We start from the raw sequence: 20045 nt of genomic DNA, 5'->3' as shown, positions 1-20045 counted from the left end.
CCGCATGGGCCCTTCCCGCACGGGAGGGGCCCATGCCCGGTTCCTCACAGGCTGTGCTCGCGCACCGCCCTGCGCGCCTGGGCGAACAGCATTCCGACGTTCACCGACTTGCGGCAGACCACGACCGCGACGACGTCCTGCTGCTCGTTCATCCGCAGGAACAGGTGGGTGAGGTTCTCGCTGTTGACGAGGATCTCCTGGAAGAAGTGGGTGTCGTCAGTGACCCCGCGGCGCTCCTTGAAGATGTCCTCGATCATCACGACCGTACGCCCCTGGAACAGGTCGAGCGTGGCCCCGGCCAGCAGGTCGAGGACCTCGGGCGGGTGGTTGTCCACGGTCTCGTACGACAGCAGCATGCCGGTGGACATGTCGACCACGCCGGCCGCGACGCAGTCGGGTGCGTTCGAACGCAGCGACTTGACCAGGCTCATCACCTGGTCGGAGAAACCGGGGGTCATACGCTTCGTCGCCATCCCTTCACACTCCTTCGGTGGTCTGCTCGGTGAGGATCGAGCCGATGCGGTCGAGGGCCGGCCGGGTCGCCCGGTGCAGGCTCTCCAGGTCGAGTCCCTCGTCGCCGAGCACGACCATCAGCGCCGTGTCGCCGACGGCGTAGAACGCGGCACAGCCGTGGCTGCCGTAGGCCACCGTCTGCCGCAGCACTCCGCGCGCGGTGGCCTGGGTGGTACGGCGGGCAAGGCCGAGACCGGCCGCGGCCAGGGCGGCGAGACCCTCCGGGTCGATCGACTCGGCGGTGTCGGACGCTATGAGCAGTCCGTCGGCGGCCGCGACGGCGGTGTCGGTGATGCCGGTCACCTGTTCCCGCAGCCCGCGCATCTCCAGCGCCAGCGCTTCGCGATTCATCTGGTGGAACTCCCTCTTTCTCTGTTCGGGTTCGGCCGGTGCGGCGGGCTGTCCGCCCTTCTCACTCGGCGGTTCCGTGCCGGAGCCGGAAGAACCCCTTCCAGCTCGTCCCGCTCTTGGGCGGGGCGAGGGCTTCGGTGATGCCGCTGGCGCCGGGCGCGCGGCGCGGCAGGACGGTGGGCGCGGGGGGCGGCTCGGGCGGCGGCTCGCGGTGCTGCACGGCCCGTACCTCCGGTGGCAGCCGGACGGGGATCTCTGCGGGCGCGACCGCGCACTCCAGGAAGCCCTCGGCCAGCATCCGCGCGACCTCCACCGTGACGCCGTAGACGCCCCGGCCGACGCGGAAGGCCAGGTCCCGCGCTGTGCGGCGGCCGTCGGCGTGGGTGAGCAGCTCCTGTTGCACGGGCGTGAGCGGGCGGCCCGTCGGCGGGGCGGGCAGCGGGCGTTCCCGCTCGGGGCTCACCGGGTACGGCAGCCTGGCGAGGGCGGCGAGCCTGCGGGCCGCGTCCTGCATCAACCGGGCGGGAGCCTCGCCGACGGCCACCGGGGCGTGCGGCTCGGTACCGACGACACGTTCGCAGCCGTCCACCCGGCCCGCGGCGATGGCGAACGCGGCGTCCTGGAGCGCCATCACACACACCACCCTGAGCTGGGCGGCTCCCGCGTAGCCGCCGGCGGCCAGCGCCGCGGCCGGCCAGCGCGCCCCGTCGGACTCCCGTACCAGCTCGGCCCACCGCTCGGCGTCGATGCGGTCGGTGCGCAGCAGCAGCACGTCCGGGCCCGGGGCGCCGGGGCTCTCGGCCGCGACCACGAGTCCGTCCCGGAGGTGGAAGGTGCCACCGGGCCGGCCGGACACCCGCAGCTCCCCGGTGAACTCCGCGTGCCCGCAGGCCGTCAGGGCGTGCGCCAGCCGCTCGTACCCGACGCGGCCCAGGGCGTCCCGAACGTCCGACATCACTCCCCTTGACTCATCGCACAGACGCCTGAGGCGTCGCACTGAGGGGGTATGTGTATCAGTTCGGAGGCATATTTCAGCCAGGTCTTTCCGACCTGTCCCCAGCTGACGGAAGTTGGCGGTTGATGCCGTTCAACGCGCTTTGCGAGGAACTCATTTGAACGTTTCCGGCGCTGGGGACGCCTGGTCCTCAGCCGCCCCCGCCCCACACCCGTACGGGCAGCGGGCGCATGGCTTCCCGCAGGGCGGCCGCCAGCTCCTCGTACTCCGCGCCGCGCGCCGCGCCGGTCCGCATCGCGAGGGCGATCCGGCGGCTCGGGGCGGGCTCGGCGAAGGAGCCGGTGAGGAGCTGGCTGCTGCGGGTCGTCTCCAGCTTGAGGGCGGTGCGGGGCAGCAGGGTGCAGCCGAGGCCACCCGCGACGAGCTGGACCAGGGTGGACAGTCCGGCCGCCGTGGTGGTGACCGGCGCGTCCTCGCGCCCGGCCTCACGGCAGATGTCCAGCGCCTGGTCGCGCAGGCAGTGGCCCTCGTCCAGGAGCAGCAGGTTGAGTTCCTTCAGGGCCTCGCGGGGGATGCCCTCGCGCCCGCCGAGCCGGTGGTCCAGCGGGGTGACGAGCACGAAGTCCTCGTCGAAGAGCGGGAGTTCCACGACTCCGGGGACACCGAGCGGGACGGCCAGCAACAGCAGGTCCAGCCGGCCGGAGTTCAGGCCGTCGATGAGGCTCGCGGTCTGCTCCTCGTGCACCTGGAGGTCGAGGTGCGGATACCGCTCGTGGACGAGCCGCAGCACGGTGGGCAGCAGGTACGGCGCGACGGTCGGGATGACCCCGAGCCGCAGCGCACCGGTGAACGGCGCCCGGACCGCCTCGGCCTCCTCCAGCAGCGCCCCGACCTCCGCCAGCACCGCCTTCGCCCGTACGGCCAGACGCTCGCCGGCGGGCGAGAGCAGCACCTTGCGGGTCGTACGCTCGAGAAGGGTCACCCCCAGGGTCTCCTCCAGTGCCGAGACGGCACCCGACAGGGCGGGCTGGCTCATCCCGATGGCGGCCGCCGCATCCCGGAAGTGCAGATGTTCGGCGACGGCGGCGAAGGCACGCAGCTGCGCGAGGCTCGGCTGCCTCCGCTTGCCGTTACTGATGGTCACTGATAGCTACCTCCGATCAACACGACCGAGTGTAGCTATTTCCCTAATCAATGCACCCTGTGCCACCATCAACCGTGTCCAACCCATGATGAGAAACGCCCTCAAAAGGGGTATTTCTTCGCTGCAAGGAGAGCGTGTGCTCACTGTCGGTGACAAGTTCCCCGAGTTCGAACTGACCGCCTGCGTCTCGCTGGAGAAGGGCAAGGAGTTCGAGACGATCAACCACAAGACCTACGAGGGCAAGTGGAAGATCATCTTTGCGTGGCCCAAGGACTTCACCTTCGTGTGCCCGACCGAGATCGCCGCGTTCGGCAAGCTGAACGACGAGTTCGCCGACCGTGACGCCCAGGTCCTCGGCTTCTCCGGTGACTCCGAGTTCGTCCACCACGCCTGGCGCAAGGACCACGACGACCTGCGCGACCTGCCGTTCCCGATGCTGGCCGACTCCAAGCACGAGCTGATGCGCGACCTGGGCATCGAGGGCGAGGACGGCTTCGCCAAGCGTGCCGTCTTCATCGTCGACCAGAACAACGAGATCCAGTTCTCCATGGTGACCGCCGGCTCCGTCGGCCGTAACCCCAAGGAGGTCCTGCGGGTCCTGGACGCCCTGCAGACCGACGAGCTGTGCCCCTGCAACTGGACCAAGGGCGACGAGACGCTCGACCCGGTCGCGCTGCTGGCCGGTGAGTGACCCATGTCGCTCGACTCGCTGAAGTCCCGCGTCCCGGACTACGCCAAGGACCTGAAGCTCAACCTGGGCTCGGTCATCGGCAACTCCGACCTGCCGGCGCAGGCGCTGTGGGGCACGGTGCTGGCGACCGCCATCGCCTCCCGCTCCCCGATCGTGCTGCGGGAGCTGGAGCCGGAGGCGAAGGCCAACCTCACGCCCGAGGCGTACACCGCGGCGAAGTCCGCGGCCGCGATCATGGCGATGAACAACGTCTTCTACCGCACCCGGCACCTGCTGTCCGACCACGAGTACGGCACCCTGCGCGCGGGTCTGCGGATGAACGTCATCGGCAACCCCGGTGTCGACAAGGTCGACTTCGAGCTGTGGTCGTTCGCGGTCTCCGCGATCAACGGCTGCGGCATGTGCCTGGACTCGCACGAGCAGGTGCTGCGCAAGGCCGGGGTCGAGCGTGAGGTGATCCAGGAGGCGTTCAAGATCGCCTCGGTGATCCAGGCGGTCGGCGTGACGCTGGACGCAGAGGCTGTGCTGGCCGAGTAGTCCGGCCGGTGTTCCGGCAGACCCCGCTCACACCTGGTGGGCGGGGTCTGCCGCGTTCTCCTCGACAGCCTCTTCCGCAGGGACCGCAGGAGCCTGTCGGGTCTGAATTTCCAGCGAGTACTGCCGTAGATACCCGACCACCGTGTTCGTCACCGCCACCAGCGGTACGGCCACCACCGCGCCGCCGATGCCCGCCACCATGCCGCCGGCGGCCACCGTGAGGACCACGGCGAGCGGGTGGACGCGGACCGCGCGGCCGAGGATGAACGGCTGCAGGACGTGACCCTCGATCTGCTGGACGGCGAGGACCACGATCAGGGTCATCACAGCCGTGAACACACCCTGGGTCACGAGCGCCACGATCACCGCCAGCGCGCCGGAGGCGACCGCGCCGACCAGGGGGATGAAGGAGAACAGGAAGATGAAGACCGCCAGCGGGACGGCCATGGGCACGTCGAGGAAGTAGATGCCCATGCCGATGAAGATGGCGTCGATGAGGGCGACCAGGACCGTGCCCCGGACGTAGGCCGTCAGGGTGCGCCAGGCGCGCGGGCCGGCGCCGGCCACACCGGGGCGGGCCGCGGCGGGCACCAGCTTCAGGAACCACTGCCAGATGCGTTCGCCGTCGTAGAGCAGGAACAGCGTCGAGAAGAACACCAGCAGGATGCCGGTCAGCGCCTCGACGATGACCTGGACGCCCTCCAGGCCCGCGGACGTTATCTGGTCGGCGTTCGCGCCGATCGCCTCGCGGAGGTTCTTGGCGATCTGGTTGATCTGCTTGTCGGTGACGTGGAAGGGGCTCTTCAGCAGCCAGTTGCGCAGGTCGTCGATGCCGCTCTGGATCTGGGTGGAGAGCGTGTCGATGTTCTCCATGACCTGCCAGGTCACGAACCACCCCATCAGGCCGATGACGACGAAGCCGAGGATGGCGGTCATCGCGGTGGCCGGGCCGCGCGGCACCCCACGGCGCCGGAGGCGGGCGACCGTCGGCTGGAGCAGGGCGGTGATCAGCAGGGCGATGACGAAGGCGAACACCACCAGCTGGATGGCGCTGATGACCCGCATCAGGACCCACACGGTGCCGGCGAGGACCAGCAGGCGCCAGCCGGCCTCGGCCGCGACCCGTACGCCCCAGGGCACGGCCTCGGCGGGGTCGGGGCGGCGACCGGCGGGTACGGCGGGCCGGGGGGCGGGCGGTACGGGGTCGACGGGCCGGTCGGCGGGGGGCGGTTCGGGCGCGGTCTCCTTCTCCACCTCCGCGCGGCGCTCGTCCAGGCGCTCGCCCATCTCGGTCAGCCCGGCGCCGAGCCGGCCGAGCCACCCTGGCACTCGCGACATGATCCGTCCTCTTCCCCCGCGTCCCCGGGTGTTCGCCACCACTCCCCCCTGGAGTCGTTCGCGTACGACCGTACAGGGCAACAGCCCCTCCCCCTAGGACGGGGGAGGGGCTGCGCAGGGTTGAGCGAACGCCGGGAGGCCTAGTACCAGTGGTTGGCCTGCCAGAACGACCAGGCCGCGCAGGGGCTGCCGTAGCGGCTGTTCATGTAGTTGAGGCCCCACTTGATCTGGGTGGCCGGGTTCGTCTGCCAGTCGGCGCCGGCGGACGCGTACTTGCCGGCGGGCAGGGCCTGGAAGAGGCCGTAGGCGCCGGAGGAGGCGTTGGTCGCGTGGTAGTTCCAGCTGGACTCGTGGTCCACGATGTTGCTGAAGCACTGGAACTGGCCGCTCGCCACCATCTGGCGCGCCATCGCCTGGATCTGCGCGACGGTGTAGCTGCTCTGCACGGGGAAGCTGGAGGAGTCGCGGGCCGACCGGGTGGCCGCCTTCTGCGCCTCCGCGCGGGCCTTGGCTTCCTTCTCCGCCTTCTCGGCGGCTTCCTTCTTGGCGACCGCGGTCTCGGCTGCGGCCTTGCGGGCGGCTGCCTCGGCGTCCTTCTTGGCGCTCGCGTCCGCGGCGATGGCCTGTGCGTCGGCCTGCTGCGCCAGGGACGCGGTCTGCACCTGGGCCTGCTGACCCGCGGGTATGTCCGCGAGGAGCGTGGTGTCGGCTGCCGTCGCCTCGGCGTCGTTGGGCTGCGCGGTGCTGCCCGAGGCAACGCCGACGACGCTTCCGACAGCGGTGACCGCGGTGGCCGAGGCCACTGCGAATCCCCGGACCGAAATCCGGCTCACACGGTTTCCTTCCAGCATCGCCCGCTTCGGTGACCCTGGCGGACGCAATCGTGCCCCTGACACTGGCCTCCCAACTGCGGGGTCACGGGAGGCGCGGGCCCGGTGGGCAACTCCCGCGAGGGGAGCGCCGCGTGGTGCTCGGGCGGCATACGACGACTCTATGGAGTTGAAGGTGGTGCTTCTGTGGTGCCGTACCGCTGGGGGTACAGGTGTGTCGTATGCGGGGCCTGACAGGAGTGAGACTCTGCCGTAACCGGCCTGCGCGTGGCAATTCTGCGTTGCGTGTGAAAGCTCACATCCCGTTTGCCCCGGGGGATTTCAGGAAACCGCCACACGCGAAGGCGCCGCCCGGCTAGGCTCTGAGCCTTTGCCGGACGGCGCCAACGAGCGTCAGACGCACGCCAGATGTGTCAGATGTGGCCGTCCTCCAGCATTTCGGTCACAAGCGCCGCAATCTGGGACCTCTCGGAACGCGTCAGCGTGACGTGGGCGAAGAGCGGATGCCCCTTCAGCTTCTCCACGACGGCGACCACACCGTCGTAGCGCCCCACGCGCAGATTGTCCCGCTGTGCCACGTCATGGGTCAGAACGACCCGGGAGTTCGCGCCGATTCGGGACAGAACGGTCAGCAGGACGTTCCGTTCGAGCGACTGCGCCTCGTCGACGATCACGAACGCGTCGTGCAGGGACCGGCCCCGGATGTGGGTCAGGGGCAGGACCTCCAGCATCCCGCGCGCGGTGACCTCCTCGATGACCTCGCGGCTGGTGACCGCGGAGAGCGTGTCGAAGACGGCCTGCGCCCAGGGGCTCATCTTCTCCGCCTCGGAGCCCGGCAGATACCCCAGCTCCTGCCCGCCCACCGCGTACAGCGGCCGGAAGACCATCACCTTCTGGTGCTGGCGGCGCTCCAGGACCGCCTCCAGGCCGGCGCACAGCGCGAGCGCCGACTTGCCGGTGCCGGCCCGGCCGCCCATCGAGACGATCCCGACGTCCGGGTCGAGCAGCAGGTCGAGCGCGATGCGCTGCTCGGCGCTGCGGCCCTTGATGCCGAACGCCTCCCGGTCGCCGCGCACCAGGCGGACGTTGCCCTCGGCGGAGATCCGGCCGAGGGCCTTGCCGCGCTCGGACTGGATGGTCAGGCCAGTGTGCACCGGGAAGTCGGCGGCCTCCGGGACGTACACATGACCTTCCTCGAAGAGTATGTCCACCTGCTCGCCGGAGAGCGTCAGTTCGGACATTCCGGTCCAGCCGGAGTTCTCCGTGATGGCGAGTTCGGCGCGGTACTCCTCGGCGAGCAGGCCGACGGAGGACGCCTTGATCCGCAGCGGCAGATCCTTCGAGACGACGGTGACGTCGTACCCCTCGGCCTGCAGGTTGCGGGCCACCGCGAGGATGCGGGAGTCGTTGTCCCCCAGGCGGTAGCCGGTCGGCAGAACGCTGGGGTCCGAGTGGTTGAGCTCGACACGGACGGTCCCGCCGAGTTCCCCGATCGGGATGGGGGCGTCGAGGCGACCGTGCTTCACCCGGTAGTCGTCGAGCAGGCGCAGGGCCTGCCTGGCGAAGTAGCCGAGTTCGGGATGGTGCCGCTTGGCCTCCAGCTCCGTGACCACGACGATGGGGAGCACGACCTCGTGCTCGTCGAAGCGGGTCAGGGCGTTCGGGTCGGCCAGCAGGACGCTGGTGTCGAGAACATACGTGCGCCGGTCTGGCTTGTGGCGCTTTGTGCTGGTCACCACGGAAGGACGTACCCCCTCGGATGAGGTCGGGGAGCGACGAAGTGGAAGCCGGGCCGGGAGGGAGGGAGCATTGCGGCCGGTCCCTGGCCCCCGCGCAGGGCGGGCCGGACACCGGACCTCCGCGGCTGCTTCCGTGCAGTGACCGCACGGTCGGGCTGGTGCAAAGGGCCTCCCGGGCGGACGGCCCCGTGCCGCCCGCTGAGATGCGACGCCCGGGGTTCGGGTGTCGACCTGTTTGGCTTATGCCCTCGAACATGCGCCGCCATGCAGAAGCAGCCAACAGCGCGCCGGTGAACACCTGGTGACTTCCGCCCCAACAGGGGTATACGGGGCGCCCGCCGCGGTGGTGTCCGGCGGGGCGTCCAGAGTGGCTCAGCCGCCGTAACGGCGGTGGCGTGCCGCGTAGTCGCGCAGCGCACGCAGGAAGTCGACCTTGCGGAAGGCCGGCCAGAAGACCTCGCAGAAGTAATACTCCGAGTGGGCCGTCTGCCACAGCATGAATCCGGACAACCGCTGCTCGCCGCTGGTGCGGATCACCAGGTCCGGGTCGGGCTGGTCACCGGTGTAGAGGTGACGGCCGATCATGTCGATGTCGACGGACTCGGCGAGGTCCTCCATCGACACGCCCTTCTCCCGGGCGTCGACGAGCATGGAGCGCACGGCGTCGGCGATCTCCTGCCGGCCGCCGTAGCCGATGGCCACGTTGACCACTATGCCGTCGACGTGGGCGGTGGTCTCCTCGGCCTCCTTGAGGGTGTGCTGCATCCCGGGCGGCAGCAGGTCGAGGGTGCCGACGTGGTGCACGCGCCAACGGCCGTCGGCGGCGAGGGTGCGGACGACGTCCTCGATGATCCCGAGGAGGGGACCCAGCTCGTCCTGCGGGCGGTCGAAGTTGTCCGTGGACAGCAGCCACAGCGTGACGACCTCGACGTCCGTCTCGGTGCACCAGCCGAGGAACTCCTCGATCTTCTCGGCGCCGGCGCGGTGGCCGTGGACCGTGGTGGAGCCGGCGGCCTTCGCCCAGCGGCGGTTGCCGTCCATGATGACGCCGATGTGCTTGGGCACCTGAGCGTGGTCCAGGTGGCCTTCCACCCGGCGTGCGTAGAGCCTGACCAGCAGGCTGCGCAGGGTGTCGCGCAGGTTCACGGGACCCTCCGGGGGTTGGACGGGGTTTGAGGGTACCCCTGGTGTCGGCTTCGTCGGGCTCGGGGTTCGGGGAGTTCCCCGCACCCCTTGAGGTGGGGACGCTGATTCCTTGCCTCGAAGTTCCCGAATGAGGGGGACGAAAAAACGGGCCGGTCCGTGGGGGGGAGACGGACCGGCCCGAGGGGGGGTTTCCACCATAACCCTTCGTAAGGGATGGTGGGTGCATCGGCGTGAGACAACTACTCTCCGGAATCACCCGGCGACGCCCCGGTGGGCGCGGAATGATGGATTCAGGGGCGTTTCATGGCTGATTCACAGCGGATTCCCAGGGAATCCGGCCCCATACGGAGTGATCAAGAGGGTTTGAGCCGTCTTGGGGACACGTCGGCGAGTTGTCCGGGGTCCCCCCGACGGGCTACTCGACCAGCGAACGGCGACTTGACGATTCCGCTACGCGTTTCCCAGGCATCACAGCACCGCGCAGCCCCCTCCACTGCGCGGTGCCGCCCGCGCAGCTTTGCTCACGCGAATTACCTTGGTCTGAACTTACGTGACCAGTGGGGCGGATGTGAACCGCAGCGGATAACGATGTGGGAACCATGGGGAAACGCCGAGTGAACCGGGTAGAAAAATGCCCCTTTTATTCACTTCGTCGGTGGGTCGGCTTCCGGACGTCGAAGAGATGCCGGGCGCTGTGCGCGACGAACGGCCCCTCCTTCTCGATCCGCTCGTGCAGGGCGCGCAGTTGGGGTGCGTACGCCTCGGCCGTGAAGCCGGGAACCATCCAGACGACTTTGCGCAGGAAGTGCACGACGGCCGCGATGTCATGGAACTCCATCCGCAGCCGCTCGGCCCGCAGATCCACGACCGCCAAGCCCGCCGCCTCCGCTGCGGCCCGCTCCCCCTGAGGATCACGGCCGCTGCGCACGGCGTCGGGCTGGGGCCCGAGGAAGTACTCGACCAGCTCGAACGCGCTGGCGGGCCCGACATGCTGGGCGAAGTACGTACCGCCCGGCCGCAGCACCCGTGCGATCTCCTCCCAGTCCGGCCGCACGGGATGCCGGCTGAGCACCAGGTCGAAGGCCTCGTCGGCGAACGGCAGCGGCGCGTCGTCCGGTGCGGCAACGACCACGACCCCGCGTGGCCGCAGCAGCGCGGTCGCCTTGGCAACGTTCGGCGGCCACCCCTCCGTGGCCGCGACCAGCAGCGGGCGACCCGGCTCGGCCCGGCCCAGGGCGAAGTCGAGCACCTCCCCGCCCCCGGTCTGGATGTCGAGCGCGGCCTCGGCCCGGGCGAGTCGCTCCCCCGCCGACCGGGCGTACCCCCAGGAGGGCCGCGCCTCGGTGGCTCGCCCCTCGAACCACGAGAAGTCCCAGCCCTCGGTGGGCACGGCCACGCCCTCGGCCACGAGAGCCTCGAAGGAAGGGGACGAGGAGTGGTGCTGGGAGGGGTTGTCTGCCATGGAACAGATCATCGCCTTCTACGGCCGAGCCCGCGCCGCCGCCGACCGCACGATCACCGAGCTGCCCCTGGACACACCCGGTCACCCGGCCTGGCGGGACCACACCGTCTCCCTGCGCTGGACCCTGGTCCACATGACCGAGGAGACGGCCCGGCACGCCGGCCACATGGACATCCTGCGGAAGCTGATCGACGGGGCGACGGGGCGACGGGGCGACGGGGCGACGGGGCGACGGGGCGACGGGGCGACGGGGCGACGGGGCGACGGGGCGACGGGGCGACGGGGGATCATCGTCGGGTCACGGAGGCGGGGAAGGGCTGAGCACGAGCAGAAGATGCTCGTCCTCCCCGTGGCGGACCGTGCCGGCGCGTTCGAAGCCGTGCTTCTCCAGGAGGCGTACGGAGGCGGTGTTGCCGGAGAAGGGGTCGGCGTACAGGGGCCGTACCCGGTCCAGCTCCAGGAAGAGGGCGAGGGCCCGGGTGCCGATGCCACGGGCCCAGTACGGCCGCCCGAGCCAGTAGCCGACGAATCTCCGCTCGTCCTCCCCCGTCCAGGAGACGACGCACCCGGCCACCTCGCCGTCGACGGTCACCGTCCGCACCAGGCAGTCGGGATCGCCGAGCACGCGCTCCCGCCAGTGCTTGAGGAAGGCGTCCCGCGGCCGGGGGGTGAACCTCGACCGCCGGACGGCTTCCGGGTCGTGCTCGTAGGCGAGGAGGACGAGGAGGTCGTCGTCCGTGACCTCCCGCAGACGCACATCGCTGTGTTCGTCGATCATGCGAGGCAGTCTGGCAGGCCCCACTGACAACGCCCCGCGTCTCCTGCATCCTCCGCTACGGCACCAGGGGCCGGACCTCCTCCGCCACGAAGCGCACGAAGCCCTCCGGGTCGGGTTCGTCCGCCGTCGGCTGCAGGACGACGGTGTCGGCACCGGCCTCGGCCATCCGCTGCACCGCCTTGGCCACGGCACCGGCGTCCCCCGCGACACCGACCTCCGGGACGGACTCCAGCCCCTCGGCCACGAGTTCGGCACGCAGCCGGGCATCGGCGTCCGGTCCGGTGGCGGCAAGGAGATAGACGACGATCTTGTGCGGTTCGCTGGTACGACCCGCCTCCCGCCGCGCCTCCTCGATGATCCGCCGGGCCTGCCGTACGCCGTCCGGTGAGGTGGAGGCGGTGAGCAGGGTGCCGTCCGCCTTGGCGCCGGAGAGGCTGAGCGTTCGGGGTCCGGTCGCGCCGGCGAAGACATCGATGGGCTGCTGCGGGGGCCAGTCGAGGGCGACGTCGTCCAGCTTGACGTACCGCCCGCTCACGCTGAGCCGCTCCCCGCGCAGCAGGGCACGCAGGGCGTCGAGTTGCTCACCGAGGAGGGTGAGGGGCGAGGCCGCCCGCGCACCGACCTGCCCCATCCAGTCCTGCACCCCGTGCCCCACGGTCAGCATGGCCCGGCCGGGGAACATGCGCTCCAGCGAGGCGGCTTCCATGGCGGTGACGGCAACGTTCCGCAGGGCCACGGGCAACAGCCCGATACCGACCCGCACCCGCTCGGTCCAGGCGAGAGCGGCGGCAGCCGTGGACACCCCGCCCTCCAGGAAACAGTCCTCCCACAGCCAGAGTTCTTCGAGCCCTGTGGAATCGGCGAGTTGGGCCACTGCTCGGAGGCGCTCGGGAGGGAGCTGAGGACGGAATACGGCACCGAGTCCAGTCATGAAGCCTTCCTAGTGGCTGGTGCCGGGTGAGACAACTTCTTTACTCCCGCGGGATTTACCGGCCGGAAGCCTCCAAGCCCACCCCGCAAGGCGTTCACCGCAGCCTCATGGGTACGGTCACTGCGGAGGTGGCCTGACGATGGGACGTTGGCGGGACGGACAAGGGAAGCTGATCGTCCACGGAAGTCGCAGCGAGGCTGCGGTCTCCGTTCCGCTGGAGATTCCAATGGAGATTCCGCTGGAGATCGCGACTTCCTATCGTGCCCGCACCAAAGGGCTGCTGGGCCGAGTCTCGGTGGACGGAGCCATCCTGCTCTCCCCCGCCAACGGCATACACACCTTCCGTATGCGCATCCCCATCGACGTCGCCTACCTCGACCGCACCCTCACCGTCCTGGCCGTACGCACGATGAAGCCCGGCCGTCTGGGCCTCCCCCGGCTCCGTTCTCGACATGTACTGGAAGCGGAGGCCGGGGCCATGGCGGGGTGGGGACTGGAGGTCGGGGCGCGGGTCACCGTCGAACCGGAGTAGTTGTCGGGTCCCGGCTCGTCTCCGCTCCTCCTCACTCGGGCACTAACTACCGGGCGGTGGTTTCAGACCGCCCAGGACGAAGTTTCCCCTTTCGTAAGCCGCTTGTCGGCTTCGTTGTGGAGGTCGTTCTCCGGCAGCTGAACCAGGTTCCCCATCGGGTAGTAGCCCTTGTGCCATGTCTCGGCGGCCTTGGAGCCGTCCCAGGCATCGGCGACCTGGCGGGCGCGGTCCTTCACCTGGGATGGCACTGAGCGGGTGCGGTGGCCCTCGCCGCGGCCGCCGGCCTTCTCGCTGCCGCAGCCGGCGAGGGCACCGGTCCCCGCGGCGAACAGGGCAAGCGCGAGGAGCAGATGGGCAAAGGCAGTGCGCGTGGTGTTCGTGCGCATGGGTCCCTCCGGGACTGACCCTGGCCGGTGAGGCTGGTGGAGGCTGTGAGGTGTCGACCGGCGTTGTCAGTGGGGCGCCATAGCATCCGGGCATGCGAGCATCTGGGACGTTCAAGGTTGCGGAGTTCACCCCGGCGGAGGTTCCGGGACCGGTGGTCGAGACGGCGGTGCCCGTCGGGATGGCCACCATGAGGAAGCAGTACGAGGGTGAGATCAGCGGAGTGTCGGCCACGCTGTTCACCGCCGCGTACGACCAGGGCAGTGGGACCGGTACGTATGTCGCCATGGAGTCCTTCGAGGGGTCCCTCCACGGCTTGAAGGGGTCCTTCAACTTCGCACACTCGGCGACGACGCTCGGAGAGGGCCGCGAGTCCGAGTTCTTCGTCATCGTGCCGGGCAGCGGGACCGGCGCGCTGGCCGGGATCCGAGGGGCCGGCGGCCTGGCGATCGACGCGGACGGCACCCATCGGATCTGGTTCGACTACGAGGTGGGTGAGTAGCGGGCTCTGGTTTCCTTCGCCCGGGCTGTTCACTGCCCGGTGCGCGGGAAGGTGACCTCGACCCGTCGGTTCTTCTTCCTGCCCGCCTCGGTGGAGTTGTCGGCGATCGGGTACTGCTCGCCGTAGCCGCGTACGTCGAAGGTGACGTTCGGGTCGTTCAGGTCCTGGTCCAGGACCGCCTGTACGGCGTTGGCTCGCTGCTTGGACAGGATGTCGCCGTGGGCGGAGGTGCCGAGGTTGTCGGTGAAGCCGAAGACGCGGACCTGGGTCGCGTTCTGCTTCTTGATCTCCTCGGCGATGGTCGCGATGCGGGCCTTCGCCTCCTCGCCGAGCTTCGCGCTGTCCTTGCTGAAGAGGACTTCTGCCTGTAGGGCGAAGGTCACGTCGGCGTTGGTGTCCTCGCGGCGCTCGTCCCCGCTTTGATCTTCTACGACCGACTTGATGTCCAGCACCTTGGGCTGAGCGAGGGTGGCGCCCTCGGGCAGCTTGAGGTCCGGGTCGGTGGGGTCGATCTTCACCGGGGCGGTGGCGGAGGGTGCCGTGCCCGGGGGTTCGCTGGGGTCCGTGTCGTCGGCGTGGGCGAGGGTGAGGTTGGTGGCGGCGAGGAGGGCTGCGGTGGTGAGGGTGAGAGTGAGGCGGGGTGTGGTGGTCACTTTGGCCTCACCCTGAGATCTGGATGGTGGCCGTGGGGAAGCCGGGCAGCTGGAAGTTGACTTCGGAAATGGTGGCTGGAGGGGAGGGGAACTGCATGAACACCGGCAACACTTCACCAGCCTTGAGGGCTGGCAGACCAGTCGTGGTGAGTGGCCGTCCGTCCGTGTCACGCAGGACGTAATAGCGCTTCTTGCCCTTGGAGTCGACGAGAGTGGCACCACCAAGTGAGCTGCCGTTTCTGATGATCTCTGTCTCGTTCCCGCTGAGATTGGACGGGATGACCGCTGTGCTGCCGCTGTCGTTCTTCAGATTTCCGTTCACCGTGACGAAGCCGCCCGAGTCACGCGTGGCAGACGTGATCTGAAGGAGTAGCCCACTCGGTCCTTTCAGTTCGGCCAACGGCTCCTCGGACTGGCCCTCCTGAGTACTCGGCTTGGAGCCGCCACTCTTGGAGGCAGAGGCCGACCCCCGCGGCTTCTTGCCTTCGCCACCTCCACTGCCACAGCCGGCTGCACCGACGGCCAGGCAACCCGCAACGGTCAATGCGACCATCCCCCTGCGGGCCTTCGCAGTGAACCGAATGCTCATCGCTCCGCTTCCTTCATCATTGGTCGTTCGCCAAGTGGACGTCGAAGAGGTCATCTGGGCCAGGAAGACCAGCGTCGTCCTCCGGGTTCAGGTCCCAGACCCTGTCCTTGCAGGTGAGTTGAGGCAGCACGTCGTCCCCGGCGTCCTCGCCGGGGGGCTCGCAGAGCGGCTCGATCACGGCGGTCGCGGACTGGGTCGACTTGATGTCCTCGGTCCCGGGTACGACGGAGTCGCCAACGGGCTTGTTGGTCTGCACTTCCACCGTGTACTTCAGCAGATCAGGGTTGCAGAAGTTCAGTCGGGCATCATTCTGAACGGCCAGTTGCTCCGCACGCCAGCAGGCGTTGTCGGCGTCTTTGCCTTCGAAGATGTCCTGCCACTTGGTGGGGTCGAGCAAGTCCGCCAACCATCTGTCCGCAAGCTGGTCGCGCGTCTTCTGAGCCGCTGCGAGGGCAGATGCGTCAGCCGCCGTCTGGGCACCACTCCGGTTCACCGCTGCTTGGCCGACCGCGAGGTACGCGAACGCAAGAAAGAGCAGGCCCGCCACCACCGTGATGTAGATGGGGAAGGCCTGCCCTGCGTCGCTGGAGCTACGCCGATGCCTCAGGTGATTTCGGCGATCTTCGCCTTGATCTTGTCGAGGATCGTCTGACCGATGTCCGTACCTGTGATCGCCAGCACGATCGCCACCACCACCGCGATGATCCCCAGGTACTCGACGGCGGTCTGCCCCTTGTCGTTGGCCCGACGCTGCATGGAAACCAGCATCTTCAACCACAGATCGCTCACGGTGCTCCCCTCCGCCTTCGCTTCCGACGCCCGAACCGTAAGGCGGTATCCCACACCCCCCAGAGGGCCCCAGGACCCATTCCCGGGCCCATCCCCTCCCCCAGCGGGCCATTTCACGCCACCCCCAACCACTTAGCAGCCGCCTGCGACCTGCTCGTGCTCTGGAGCTTGGCGAAGATGCGGTTGATGTGGTTCTTGACCGTCTTCTCGCTGATGAAGCAGGTGGCGGCGATCTGCTGGTTGGTCATGCCGGACGCGATGAGGTCCATGATCTCCGCCTCCCTGGTGCTCAGTTGGAACCGCGACCGGAACGACTGTCCCACATCGGATTGCAGTTGCGAAAGGTTTTGAGAGGGAATTTTCCCCAGGGGAGCTGAGAGTTCCAGCCCGATGTGTGCAGGTGCACTTGGCTGAAGATGTTTCAGCAACGCCCTCGCCGCCCCCGGAGTCACATGCGGCCTGCCCTCCCGGACATCCCGTACCGCCCTCACCAGCTGCTCCGTCGTGAACTCCCCGTGCACCAGATAGCCCCCCGCCCCCAGCCGCAGCGCCTCCTGGACCGTCTCGGTCTCGTGGCTGTAGGTGAGCATCATGACGGGGGCCAGCCGGACCAGGTGGGGCAACGCCGAGATTCCGTCGACTCCGGGCATGCGGACGTCGAGGAGGATGACGTCGGGCCGGTGCCGCAGTGCCGCCTCGTACGCCTCGCGGCCGTCCGTCGCCTCCGCCACCACCGTGGTGTCCTCCCGGTCGGAGAGGAGGGCCGTGAGGCCCGCCCGGATCACGGGGTTGTCGTCGGCCACGACGAGGCGGAGAGGGGCCGTGGCGGTGGGCGCCGGGAAGTCCTGGCCCGGCGGGTTCCGGTACTGCATCGGGTGCCTCCTCTCAGGATTCCTGGGTCGTGACATCGCTTGCCAGAGCCCGCAGCGGCAGCTCCACCCGGACCTCCGTGCCCCACTCGTGGTCACCCCGTCCGATACGGATGCGGGCCCCGGTCGAGGCCGCCCGTTCGACCATGCCCAGCAGGCCGAAGTGGCCGGAGTGGCGGAGGTGTTCGAGGGTGGTGCCGGGGGGCAGGCCGCTGCCGTCGTCGTGGATCGTCAGGCGGAGCAGGTCGCCGTCCACCCCCGCGGTCAGCTCCACCTGGGTCGCGGACGCGTGGCGGTGGGTGTTCTCCAGCGCCTCCGTGGCGATGGCGAGAAGGTCGCGGGCGAGGGGCGGGGGGACGGGTGGGAGGGGGGTTCCCGGGGTCAGGCTGCACACCGTCCTCAGGCCTGTGCGGGAGCTGAAGTCGGCTGTGCGTGCCGTCAGTTCCGTCCAGAGGTTCGTCGGGGTCGCCGCCGTCGGGGTCTCCTCCCTGCGCAGGTCCTCCAGCAGTTCCCGGGACTCCGCCGCCGCCCTGCGGGCCGACCGGGACACCAGTTCCGCCTGCTGCCGGATGCGGGCCGGGTCGGGGGCGTCGGCCGATGCCGTGGCCGCAAGTCCGTCGGCCGCCAGGGCCACGCCGTACAGGGTCTTGGCCACCGAGTCGTGCATCTCGCGGGCCAGGCGCGCCCGTTCCGTGTGCACCGCCTCCGTCGCCGCCAGGCGGGCCTGCACCGCCGTCAGGGCCTGGGTGGCCGCGCCGAAGCGGAGCATCAGGTTGCGCAGGGTCGAGCCCATCGCGCCCGAGACGACGCACAGGCCGGGCAGCAGGAGCGACTCGGCCACGCCCGCCTGGCCGCCGTGCTTCAGGGTGGCGTGGACGAGCAGCAGGATCAGGGACTGCAGCGAGGCGAAGCAGGCCGCGCCGCGCCAGCTGTAGACCAGGCCCGCCAGGAGAGGGGTGCAGACGCTGACGTAGGCGAGGGTGGTGTCCGGGCCGGCCGAGATGAGGAGGAGGGAGCCGAAGAGGGTGTCGGCCGCGAGGAGGCTGGGGTGGCGCAGCAGGAGGGGTCCGAAGCGTTCCCAGTCGCGGAAGAGGACGTAGGACACCATGAAGGTGACGACCACGGCCGCGCCGACCAGGCGGACGCCCAGTCCGGGGGCCGCGTTGAGGAGGGCCGCGGGGGCCGCCAGGACGATCATCGCCAGCCGGAAGCCGAAGACCTGGCGGCACATCGCCTGCAGGGCTCGTATCTGGATCTTCTCGGAGGGCTCGGGGAGAGCCGCATCCGCGGTCGTCTCCGACTCCGGCGCAGTCCTCCCGGGCTGCTTCCTACGGCCCGTGGTCAGCCCTTTCAGGCGGAGGCGCTGAAGAACAGCGAACCATCCCCTCACCGCGACCCGCAGGGACGGGCCCCGGCCCGACTCCATCGCTCCCATCGCCGTCACCCGCCGCTCACTTCCCCGTGAGCGAGCCGAAGTCCACGCCGGAGCCCAGCAGCAGGCCCGCGCCCAGCAGGAGCATCGTCGCCGGGACCATGAACGTGGTGATCATCAGCGTGGCCTTGGGGACCGCGCGGGCGGCCTTGCGGCGGGCGTTCTGGGCGTCCGTGCGGCGCATGTCCTTGGCGAGGGAGACCAGCGTGTCCACGATGGGGGCGCCCAGTTCCTCCCCCTGCTGCAGTGCCGTCACGAACATCGCCACCTGTTCCGAGTCGTTGCGGCGCCGTAGTTCCGCGAACGCCTGGCGGCGGCTCATGCCGAGGTCCATCTGGCGGAGGGTGATGCGGAGTTCGTCCGCCCACGGGCCCTCGTAGCGCGAAGCCACCCGGTCCAGGGCCTGGCGGAAGCCCAGTCCCGCGCTCACCACCACCGCCAGCACGTCCAGGAAGTCCGGCAGGGTCCGCTCGATCACGTCCTTGCGCAGCCGGATCGCCGACCAGATGCCGACCTCCGTCCAGAAGGCGCCGAAGAGCAGCAGGAGAAGGGCCACGAACCACTGGCCGCGCACCAGGAACACCAGGAAGCCGACGCCGCCGAGCGCGCCGTACACCGCGCGTCGGGCCGCGTAGCGGTCTATGGTCAGGCCGCCGGGGTTGCCCGCGAGGTCGATGCGGCGGCGGTACTTGGCGACCAGGCGCGGGCCCATCAGGCGCAGCACCGCGGGGGCGTAGCGCATGCCCATGCGGTCGATCACGGAGTCCACCGCGCCGGTGCGGGTGGCACCGACCTCCAGGGCGACGGCCAGGTCACCGGGGAGTTTGGCGTCCGCGCGGTACATCCGGATGCCGGCGAAGACGCCCCAGACGCCGAGGCCCATCAGCAGTGCGAGCAGGATTCCCACCATCAGGCCAGCCCCCTCACACGTCGATCCGGCTCATCCGGCGGATGAGCACGAAGCCGACGGCATACATCGCGAACGCGATGACCACGCAGGCCTGGCCGACCGCCGAGCCGGTCATCCGCTCCAGGGCGCCGTCCTTGACCCCGTTCATCAGGAACAGGGCGCCGATGCCGAGGACGGGGACGGCGTACGACGTCATGGTCACCTGGGAGAGCTGGGTGCGGATCTCGCGCCGGGTCTCCTTGCGTTCCTCCAGGGTCTCGGTCAGGTTGCGGAGCGCGCTGACCACCTGGCCGCCTGCGCGGTTGGAGAGGACCAGGGTGGTGACGAGGACGACCAGTTCGCGGGAGGGGAGCCGGTCGGCGAGTTCACCGAGCGCGTCCTCCAGGGAATGGCCGATCGCCAACTGGTCGGCCACCTTGGCCAGTTCCTCGCCCGCCGGGGCCTCCAGCTCCTCGGCCGCCATGCCGATCGCGGTGCGCAGGGCCAGGCCCGCCTGGGTCGCGTTGGCCAGGATGCGGGCCAGTTCGGGGAGTTGGTTGATGAAGCGCTCGATGCGTTTCTGGCGTTGCCAGTTGAGGAACTGGACCGCCGCCCAGATGCCGAGCAGTCCCGCGAGCGGGCCGAAGAAGGGGGCCAGGGTGGCCTGGCCGATCAGCCAGAGCGCGGACACCGCGGCGAGCATGTAGACGAAGAACTCGCCCGGGGTGACGTCCAGCCCGGTCGCCGCCAGCTTCAGCTCCAGCTTCCGGCCCAGTGCCGTACGGCGCAGCCGGCGGTCCAGGTCGCGGAAGCGGCGCCGACGGCCGGAGGCCGTAACGGGACCCGTCTGCGAGAGGCGGTCGATCAGGGCGGCGCGCTGGGCCCGGCCCGAGGCGTAGGTGTGCACACCGACCACGGCCAGGACGCAGGTCAGCAGGGCGACACCGGTGGTGAGCTGGACGAGGGCGTGGAGTTCCATGGGGTGGCCTAC

Annotated in this window: 24 protein-coding genes and 1 pseudogene; 5 read left to right on the top strand and 20 right to left on the bottom strand. The window is 69.6% G+C overall.

Annotation, left to right across the window (positions count from 1 at the left end; genetic code table 11):
* Positions 1 to 44: 44 nt before the first annotated feature.
* From ACZ5DS_RS12030 to ACZ5DS_RS12015, 4 genes are all read right to left on the bottom strand, one after another.
* Positions 45 to 473 (bottom strand): hypothetical protein, encoded by a 429-nt coding sequence (locus ACZ5DS_RS12030; protein ID WP_468236537.1) that lies wholly within the window; start codon positions 471 to 473, stop codon positions 45 to 47.
* A 4-nt stretch (positions 474 to 477) separates the two neighbouring features.
* Positions 478 to 864, bottom strand: a complete 387-nt coding sequence (locus tag ACZ5DS_RS12025; protein ID WP_468236535.1) for a roadblock/LC7 domain-containing protein — start codon at positions 862 to 864, stop codon at positions 478 to 480.
* A gap of 61 nt (positions 865 to 925) precedes the next feature.
* A complete protein-coding gene (locus tag ACZ5DS_RS12020) occupies positions 926 to 1819 on the bottom strand; it encodes a MarR family transcriptional regulator (protein ID WP_468236532.1) in 894 nt (297 codons plus the stop codon).
* Positions 1820 to 2009: 190 nt separating this feature from the next.
* Positions 2010 to 2963 carry a LysR substrate-binding domain-containing protein gene (locus tag ACZ5DS_RS12015; RefSeq protein WP_468236529.1) on the bottom strand — a complete coding sequence of 318 codons (954 nt, stop codon included), beginning with the start codon at positions 2961 to 2963 and terminating at the stop codon, positions 2010 to 2012.
* Positions 2964 to 3099: 136 nt separating this feature from the next.
* Between ACZ5DS_RS12015 and ACZ5DS_RS12010 the strand changes: the two genes are divergently transcribed.
* Positions 3100 to 3654, top strand: a complete 555-nt coding sequence (locus ACZ5DS_RS12010) for a peroxiredoxin (protein WP_468236526.1) — start codon at positions 3100 to 3102, stop codon at positions 3652 to 3654.
* Between the two features lie 3 nt (positions 3655 to 3657).
* A complete protein-coding gene (locus ACZ5DS_RS12005; protein WP_468236523.1) occupies positions 3658 to 4191 on the top strand; it encodes an alkyl hydroperoxide reductase in 534 nt (177 codons plus the stop codon).
* A 27-nt stretch (positions 4192 to 4218) separates the two neighbouring features.
* Here the strand turns inward: ACZ5DS_RS12005 and ACZ5DS_RS12000 are convergent, their stop codons facing one another.
* The 5 genes from ACZ5DS_RS12000 to ACZ5DS_RS11980 all read right to left on the bottom strand — a co-directional run bounded on the left by ACZ5DS_RS12000 (position 4219) and on the right by ACZ5DS_RS11980 (position 10706).
* Positions 4219 to 5529, bottom strand: coding sequence for an AI-2E family transporter (locus ACZ5DS_RS12000; protein ID WP_468236520.1), 1311 nt, complete (start codon positions 5527 to 5529; stop codon positions 4219 to 4221).
* A 140-nt stretch (positions 5530 to 5669) separates the two neighbouring features.
* Entirely contained in the window at positions 5670 to 6362 is a 693-nt protein-coding gene (locus tag ACZ5DS_RS11995) for an aggregation-promoting factor C-terminal-like domain-containing protein (protein ID WP_468236517.1), read from the bottom strand.
* 410 nt (positions 6363 to 6772) lie between these two features.
* A complete protein-coding gene (locus ACZ5DS_RS11990) occupies positions 6773 to 8098 on the bottom strand; it encodes a PhoH family protein (RefSeq protein ID WP_468236514.1) in 1326 nt (441 codons plus the stop codon).
* Between the two features lie 372 nt (positions 8099 to 8470).
* Positions 8471 to 9244, bottom strand: a complete 774-nt coding sequence (locus tag ACZ5DS_RS11985) for an isoprenyl transferase (protein ID WP_468236511.1) — start codon at positions 9242 to 9244, stop codon at positions 8471 to 8473.
* A gap of 640 nt (positions 9245 to 9884) precedes the next feature.
* On the bottom strand, positions 9885 to 10706 hold the full coding sequence (locus tag ACZ5DS_RS11980; protein ID WP_468236508.1) for a methyltransferase domain-containing protein: 822 nt from the start codon (positions 10704 to 10706) through the stop codon (positions 9885 to 9887).
* Here ACZ5DS_RS11980 and ACZ5DS_RS11975 point away from each other — a divergent pair.
* Positions 10588 to 10911: pseudogene (locus ACZ5DS_RS11975) on the top strand (mycothiol transferase); the annotation flags it as partial. The gene ACZ5DS_RS11980 and the pseudogene ACZ5DS_RS11975 overlap by 119 nt on opposite strands.
* A gap of 93 nt (positions 10912 to 11004) precedes the next feature.
* Here the strand turns inward: ACZ5DS_RS11975 and ACZ5DS_RS11970 are convergent.
* A complete protein-coding gene (locus ACZ5DS_RS11970; RefSeq protein WP_468236506.1) occupies positions 11005 to 11484 on the bottom strand; it encodes a GNAT family N-acetyltransferase in 480 nt (159 codons plus the stop codon).
* Between the two features lie 55 nt (positions 11485 to 11539).
* On the bottom strand, positions 11540 to 12415 hold the full coding sequence (locus ACZ5DS_RS11965) for an LLM class flavin-dependent oxidoreductase (RefSeq protein WP_468236503.1): 876 nt from the start codon (positions 12413 to 12415) through the stop codon (positions 11540 to 11542).
* Positions 12416 to 12554: 139 nt separating this feature from the next.
* Here ACZ5DS_RS11965 and ACZ5DS_RS11960 point away from each other — a divergent pair, with 139 nt between their 5' ends.
* Positions 12555 to 12947 (top strand): DUF192 domain-containing protein, encoded by a 393-nt coding sequence (locus tag ACZ5DS_RS11960; protein WP_468236500.1) that lies wholly within the window; start codon positions 12555 to 12557, stop codon positions 12945 to 12947.
* Between the two features lie 62 nt (positions 12948 to 13009).
* Here the strand turns inward: ACZ5DS_RS11960 and ACZ5DS_RS11955 are convergent, their stop codons facing one another.
* Positions 13010 to 13333 carry a hypothetical protein gene (locus tag ACZ5DS_RS11955; protein ID WP_468236498.1) on the bottom strand — a complete coding sequence of 108 codons (324 nt, stop codon included), beginning with the start codon at positions 13331 to 13333 and terminating at the stop codon, positions 13010 to 13012.
* Between the two features lie 92 nt (positions 13334 to 13425).
* On the opposite strand from ACZ5DS_RS11955, the gene ACZ5DS_RS11950 reads away from it, so the two are divergent.
* On the top strand, positions 13426 to 13833 hold the full coding sequence (locus ACZ5DS_RS11950; RefSeq protein ID WP_468236496.1) for a DUF3224 domain-containing protein: 408 nt from the start codon (positions 13426 to 13428) through the stop codon (positions 13831 to 13833).
* A gap of 29 nt (positions 13834 to 13862) precedes the next feature.
* Here the strand turns inward: ACZ5DS_RS11950 and ACZ5DS_RS11945 are convergent, their stop codons facing one another.
* From ACZ5DS_RS11945 to ACZ5DS_RS11910, 8 genes are all read right to left on the bottom strand, one after another.
* Positions 13863 to 14486, bottom strand: a complete 624-nt coding sequence (locus ACZ5DS_RS11945) for an OmpA family protein (protein ID WP_468236493.1) — start codon at positions 14484 to 14486, stop codon at positions 13863 to 13865.
* Positions 14487 to 14493: 7 nt separating this feature from the next.
* Positions 14494 to 15075: a hypothetical protein gene (locus tag ACZ5DS_RS11940; RefSeq protein WP_468236491.1), complete on the bottom strand. Its 582-nt coding sequence runs from the start codon at positions 15073 to 15075 to the stop codon at positions 14494 to 14496.
* 16 nt (positions 15076 to 15091) lie between these two features.
* Entirely contained in the window at positions 15092 to 15682 is a 591-nt protein-coding gene (locus ACZ5DS_RS11935) for a pilus assembly protein TadG-related protein (RefSeq protein ID WP_468238171.1), read from the bottom strand.
* Positions 15679 to 15864, bottom strand: coding sequence for a hypothetical protein (locus tag ACZ5DS_RS11930; RefSeq protein WP_468238248.1), 186 nt, complete (start codon positions 15862 to 15864; stop codon positions 15679 to 15681). Before ACZ5DS_RS11930 ends, ACZ5DS_RS11935 begins: the two co-directional genes overlap by 4 nt.
* A 113-nt stretch (positions 15865 to 15977) precedes the next feature.
* Positions 15978 to 16736 (bottom strand): response regulator, encoded by a 759-nt coding sequence (locus ACZ5DS_RS11925; protein ID WP_468236488.1) that lies wholly within the window; start codon positions 16734 to 16736, stop codon positions 15978 to 15980.
* A 13-nt stretch (positions 16737 to 16749) separates the two neighbouring features.
* Positions 16750 to 18168, bottom strand: a complete 1419-nt coding sequence (locus tag ACZ5DS_RS11920) for a sensor histidine kinase (protein ID WP_468238168.1) — start codon at positions 18166 to 18168, stop codon at positions 16750 to 16752.
* 16 nt (positions 18169 to 18184) lie between these two features.
* Complete coding sequence (locus ACZ5DS_RS11915) at positions 18185 to 19072, bottom strand: DUF5936 domain-containing protein (RefSeq protein WP_468238164.1); 888 nt, start codon at positions 19070 to 19072, stop codon at positions 18185 to 18187.
* A gap of 16 nt (positions 19073 to 19088) precedes the next feature.
* Positions 19089 to 20033 (bottom strand): type II secretion system F family protein, encoded by a 945-nt coding sequence (locus tag ACZ5DS_RS11910; protein WP_468236485.1) that lies wholly within the window; start codon positions 20031 to 20033, stop codon positions 19089 to 19091.
* Positions 20034 to 20045: the final 12 nt, after the last annotated feature.

It is taken from the genome of Streptomyces sp. NPDC031100 (assembly GCF_055570785.1).
Note: the sequence above shows the minus strand (reverse complement) of the source record. Positions and strands in the feature narration are given on the sequence as shown.

Excerpts from the sequence above, each read along its gene's own strand:
- ACZ5DS_RS12030 (WP_468236537.1), bottom strand. The coding sequence starts at position 473 with ATGGCGACGAAGCGTATGACCCCCGGTTTCTCCGACCAGGTGATGAGC.
- ACZ5DS_RS12025 (WP_468236535.1), bottom strand. The coding sequence starts at position 864 with ATGAATCGCGAAGCGCTGGCGCTGGAGATGCGCGGGCTGCGGGAACAG.
- ACZ5DS_RS12020 (WP_468236532.1), bottom strand. The coding sequence starts at position 1,819 with ATGTCGGACGTTCGGGACGCCCTGGGCCGCGTCGGGTACGAGCGGCTG.
- ACZ5DS_RS12005 (WP_468236523.1), top strand. The coding sequence starts at position 3,658 with ATGTCGCTCGACTCGCTGAAGTCCCGCGTCCCGGACTACGCCAAGGAC.
- ACZ5DS_RS12000 (WP_468236520.1), bottom strand. The coding sequence starts at position 5,529 with ATGTCGCGAGTGCCAGGGTGGCTCGGCCGGCTCGGCGCCGGGCTGACC.
- ACZ5DS_RS11980 (WP_468236508.1), bottom strand. The coding sequence starts at position 10,706 with ATGGCAGACAACCCCTCCCAGCACCACTCCTCGTCCCCTTCCTTCGAG.
- ACZ5DS_RS11970 (WP_468236506.1), bottom strand. The coding sequence starts at position 11,484 with ATGATCGACGAACACAGCGATGTGCGTCTGCGGGAGGTCACGGACGAC.
- ACZ5DS_RS11965 (WP_468236503.1), bottom strand. The coding sequence starts at position 12,415 with ATGACTGGACTCGGTGCCGTATTCCGTCCTCAGCTCCCTCCCGAGCGC.
- ACZ5DS_RS11960 (WP_468236500.1), top strand. The coding sequence starts at position 12,555 with ATGGGACGTTGGCGGGACGGACAAGGGAAGCTGATCGTCCACGGAAGT.
- ACZ5DS_RS11955 (WP_468236498.1), bottom strand. The coding sequence starts at position 13,333 with ATGCGCACGAACACCACGCGCACTGCCTTTGCCCATCTGCTCCTCGCG.
- ACZ5DS_RS11950 (WP_468236496.1), top strand. The coding sequence starts at position 13,426 with ATGCGAGCATCTGGGACGTTCAAGGTTGCGGAGTTCACCCCGGCGGAG.
- ACZ5DS_RS11940 (WP_468236491.1), bottom strand. The coding sequence starts at position 15,075 with ATGAGCATTCGGTTCACTGCGAAGGCCCGCAGGGGGATGGTCGCATTG.
- ACZ5DS_RS11925 (WP_468236488.1), bottom strand. The coding sequence starts at position 16,736 with ATGCAGTACCGGAACCCGCCGGGCCAGGACTTCCCGGCGCCCACCGCC.
- ACZ5DS_RS11920 (WP_468238168.1), bottom strand. The coding sequence starts at position 18,168 with ATGGGAGCGATGGAGTCGGGCCGGGGCCCGTCCCTGCGGGTCGCGGTG.
- ACZ5DS_RS11910 (WP_468236485.1), bottom strand. The coding sequence starts at position 20,033 with ATGGAACTCCACGCCCTCGTCCAGCTCACCACCGGTGTCGCCCTGCTG.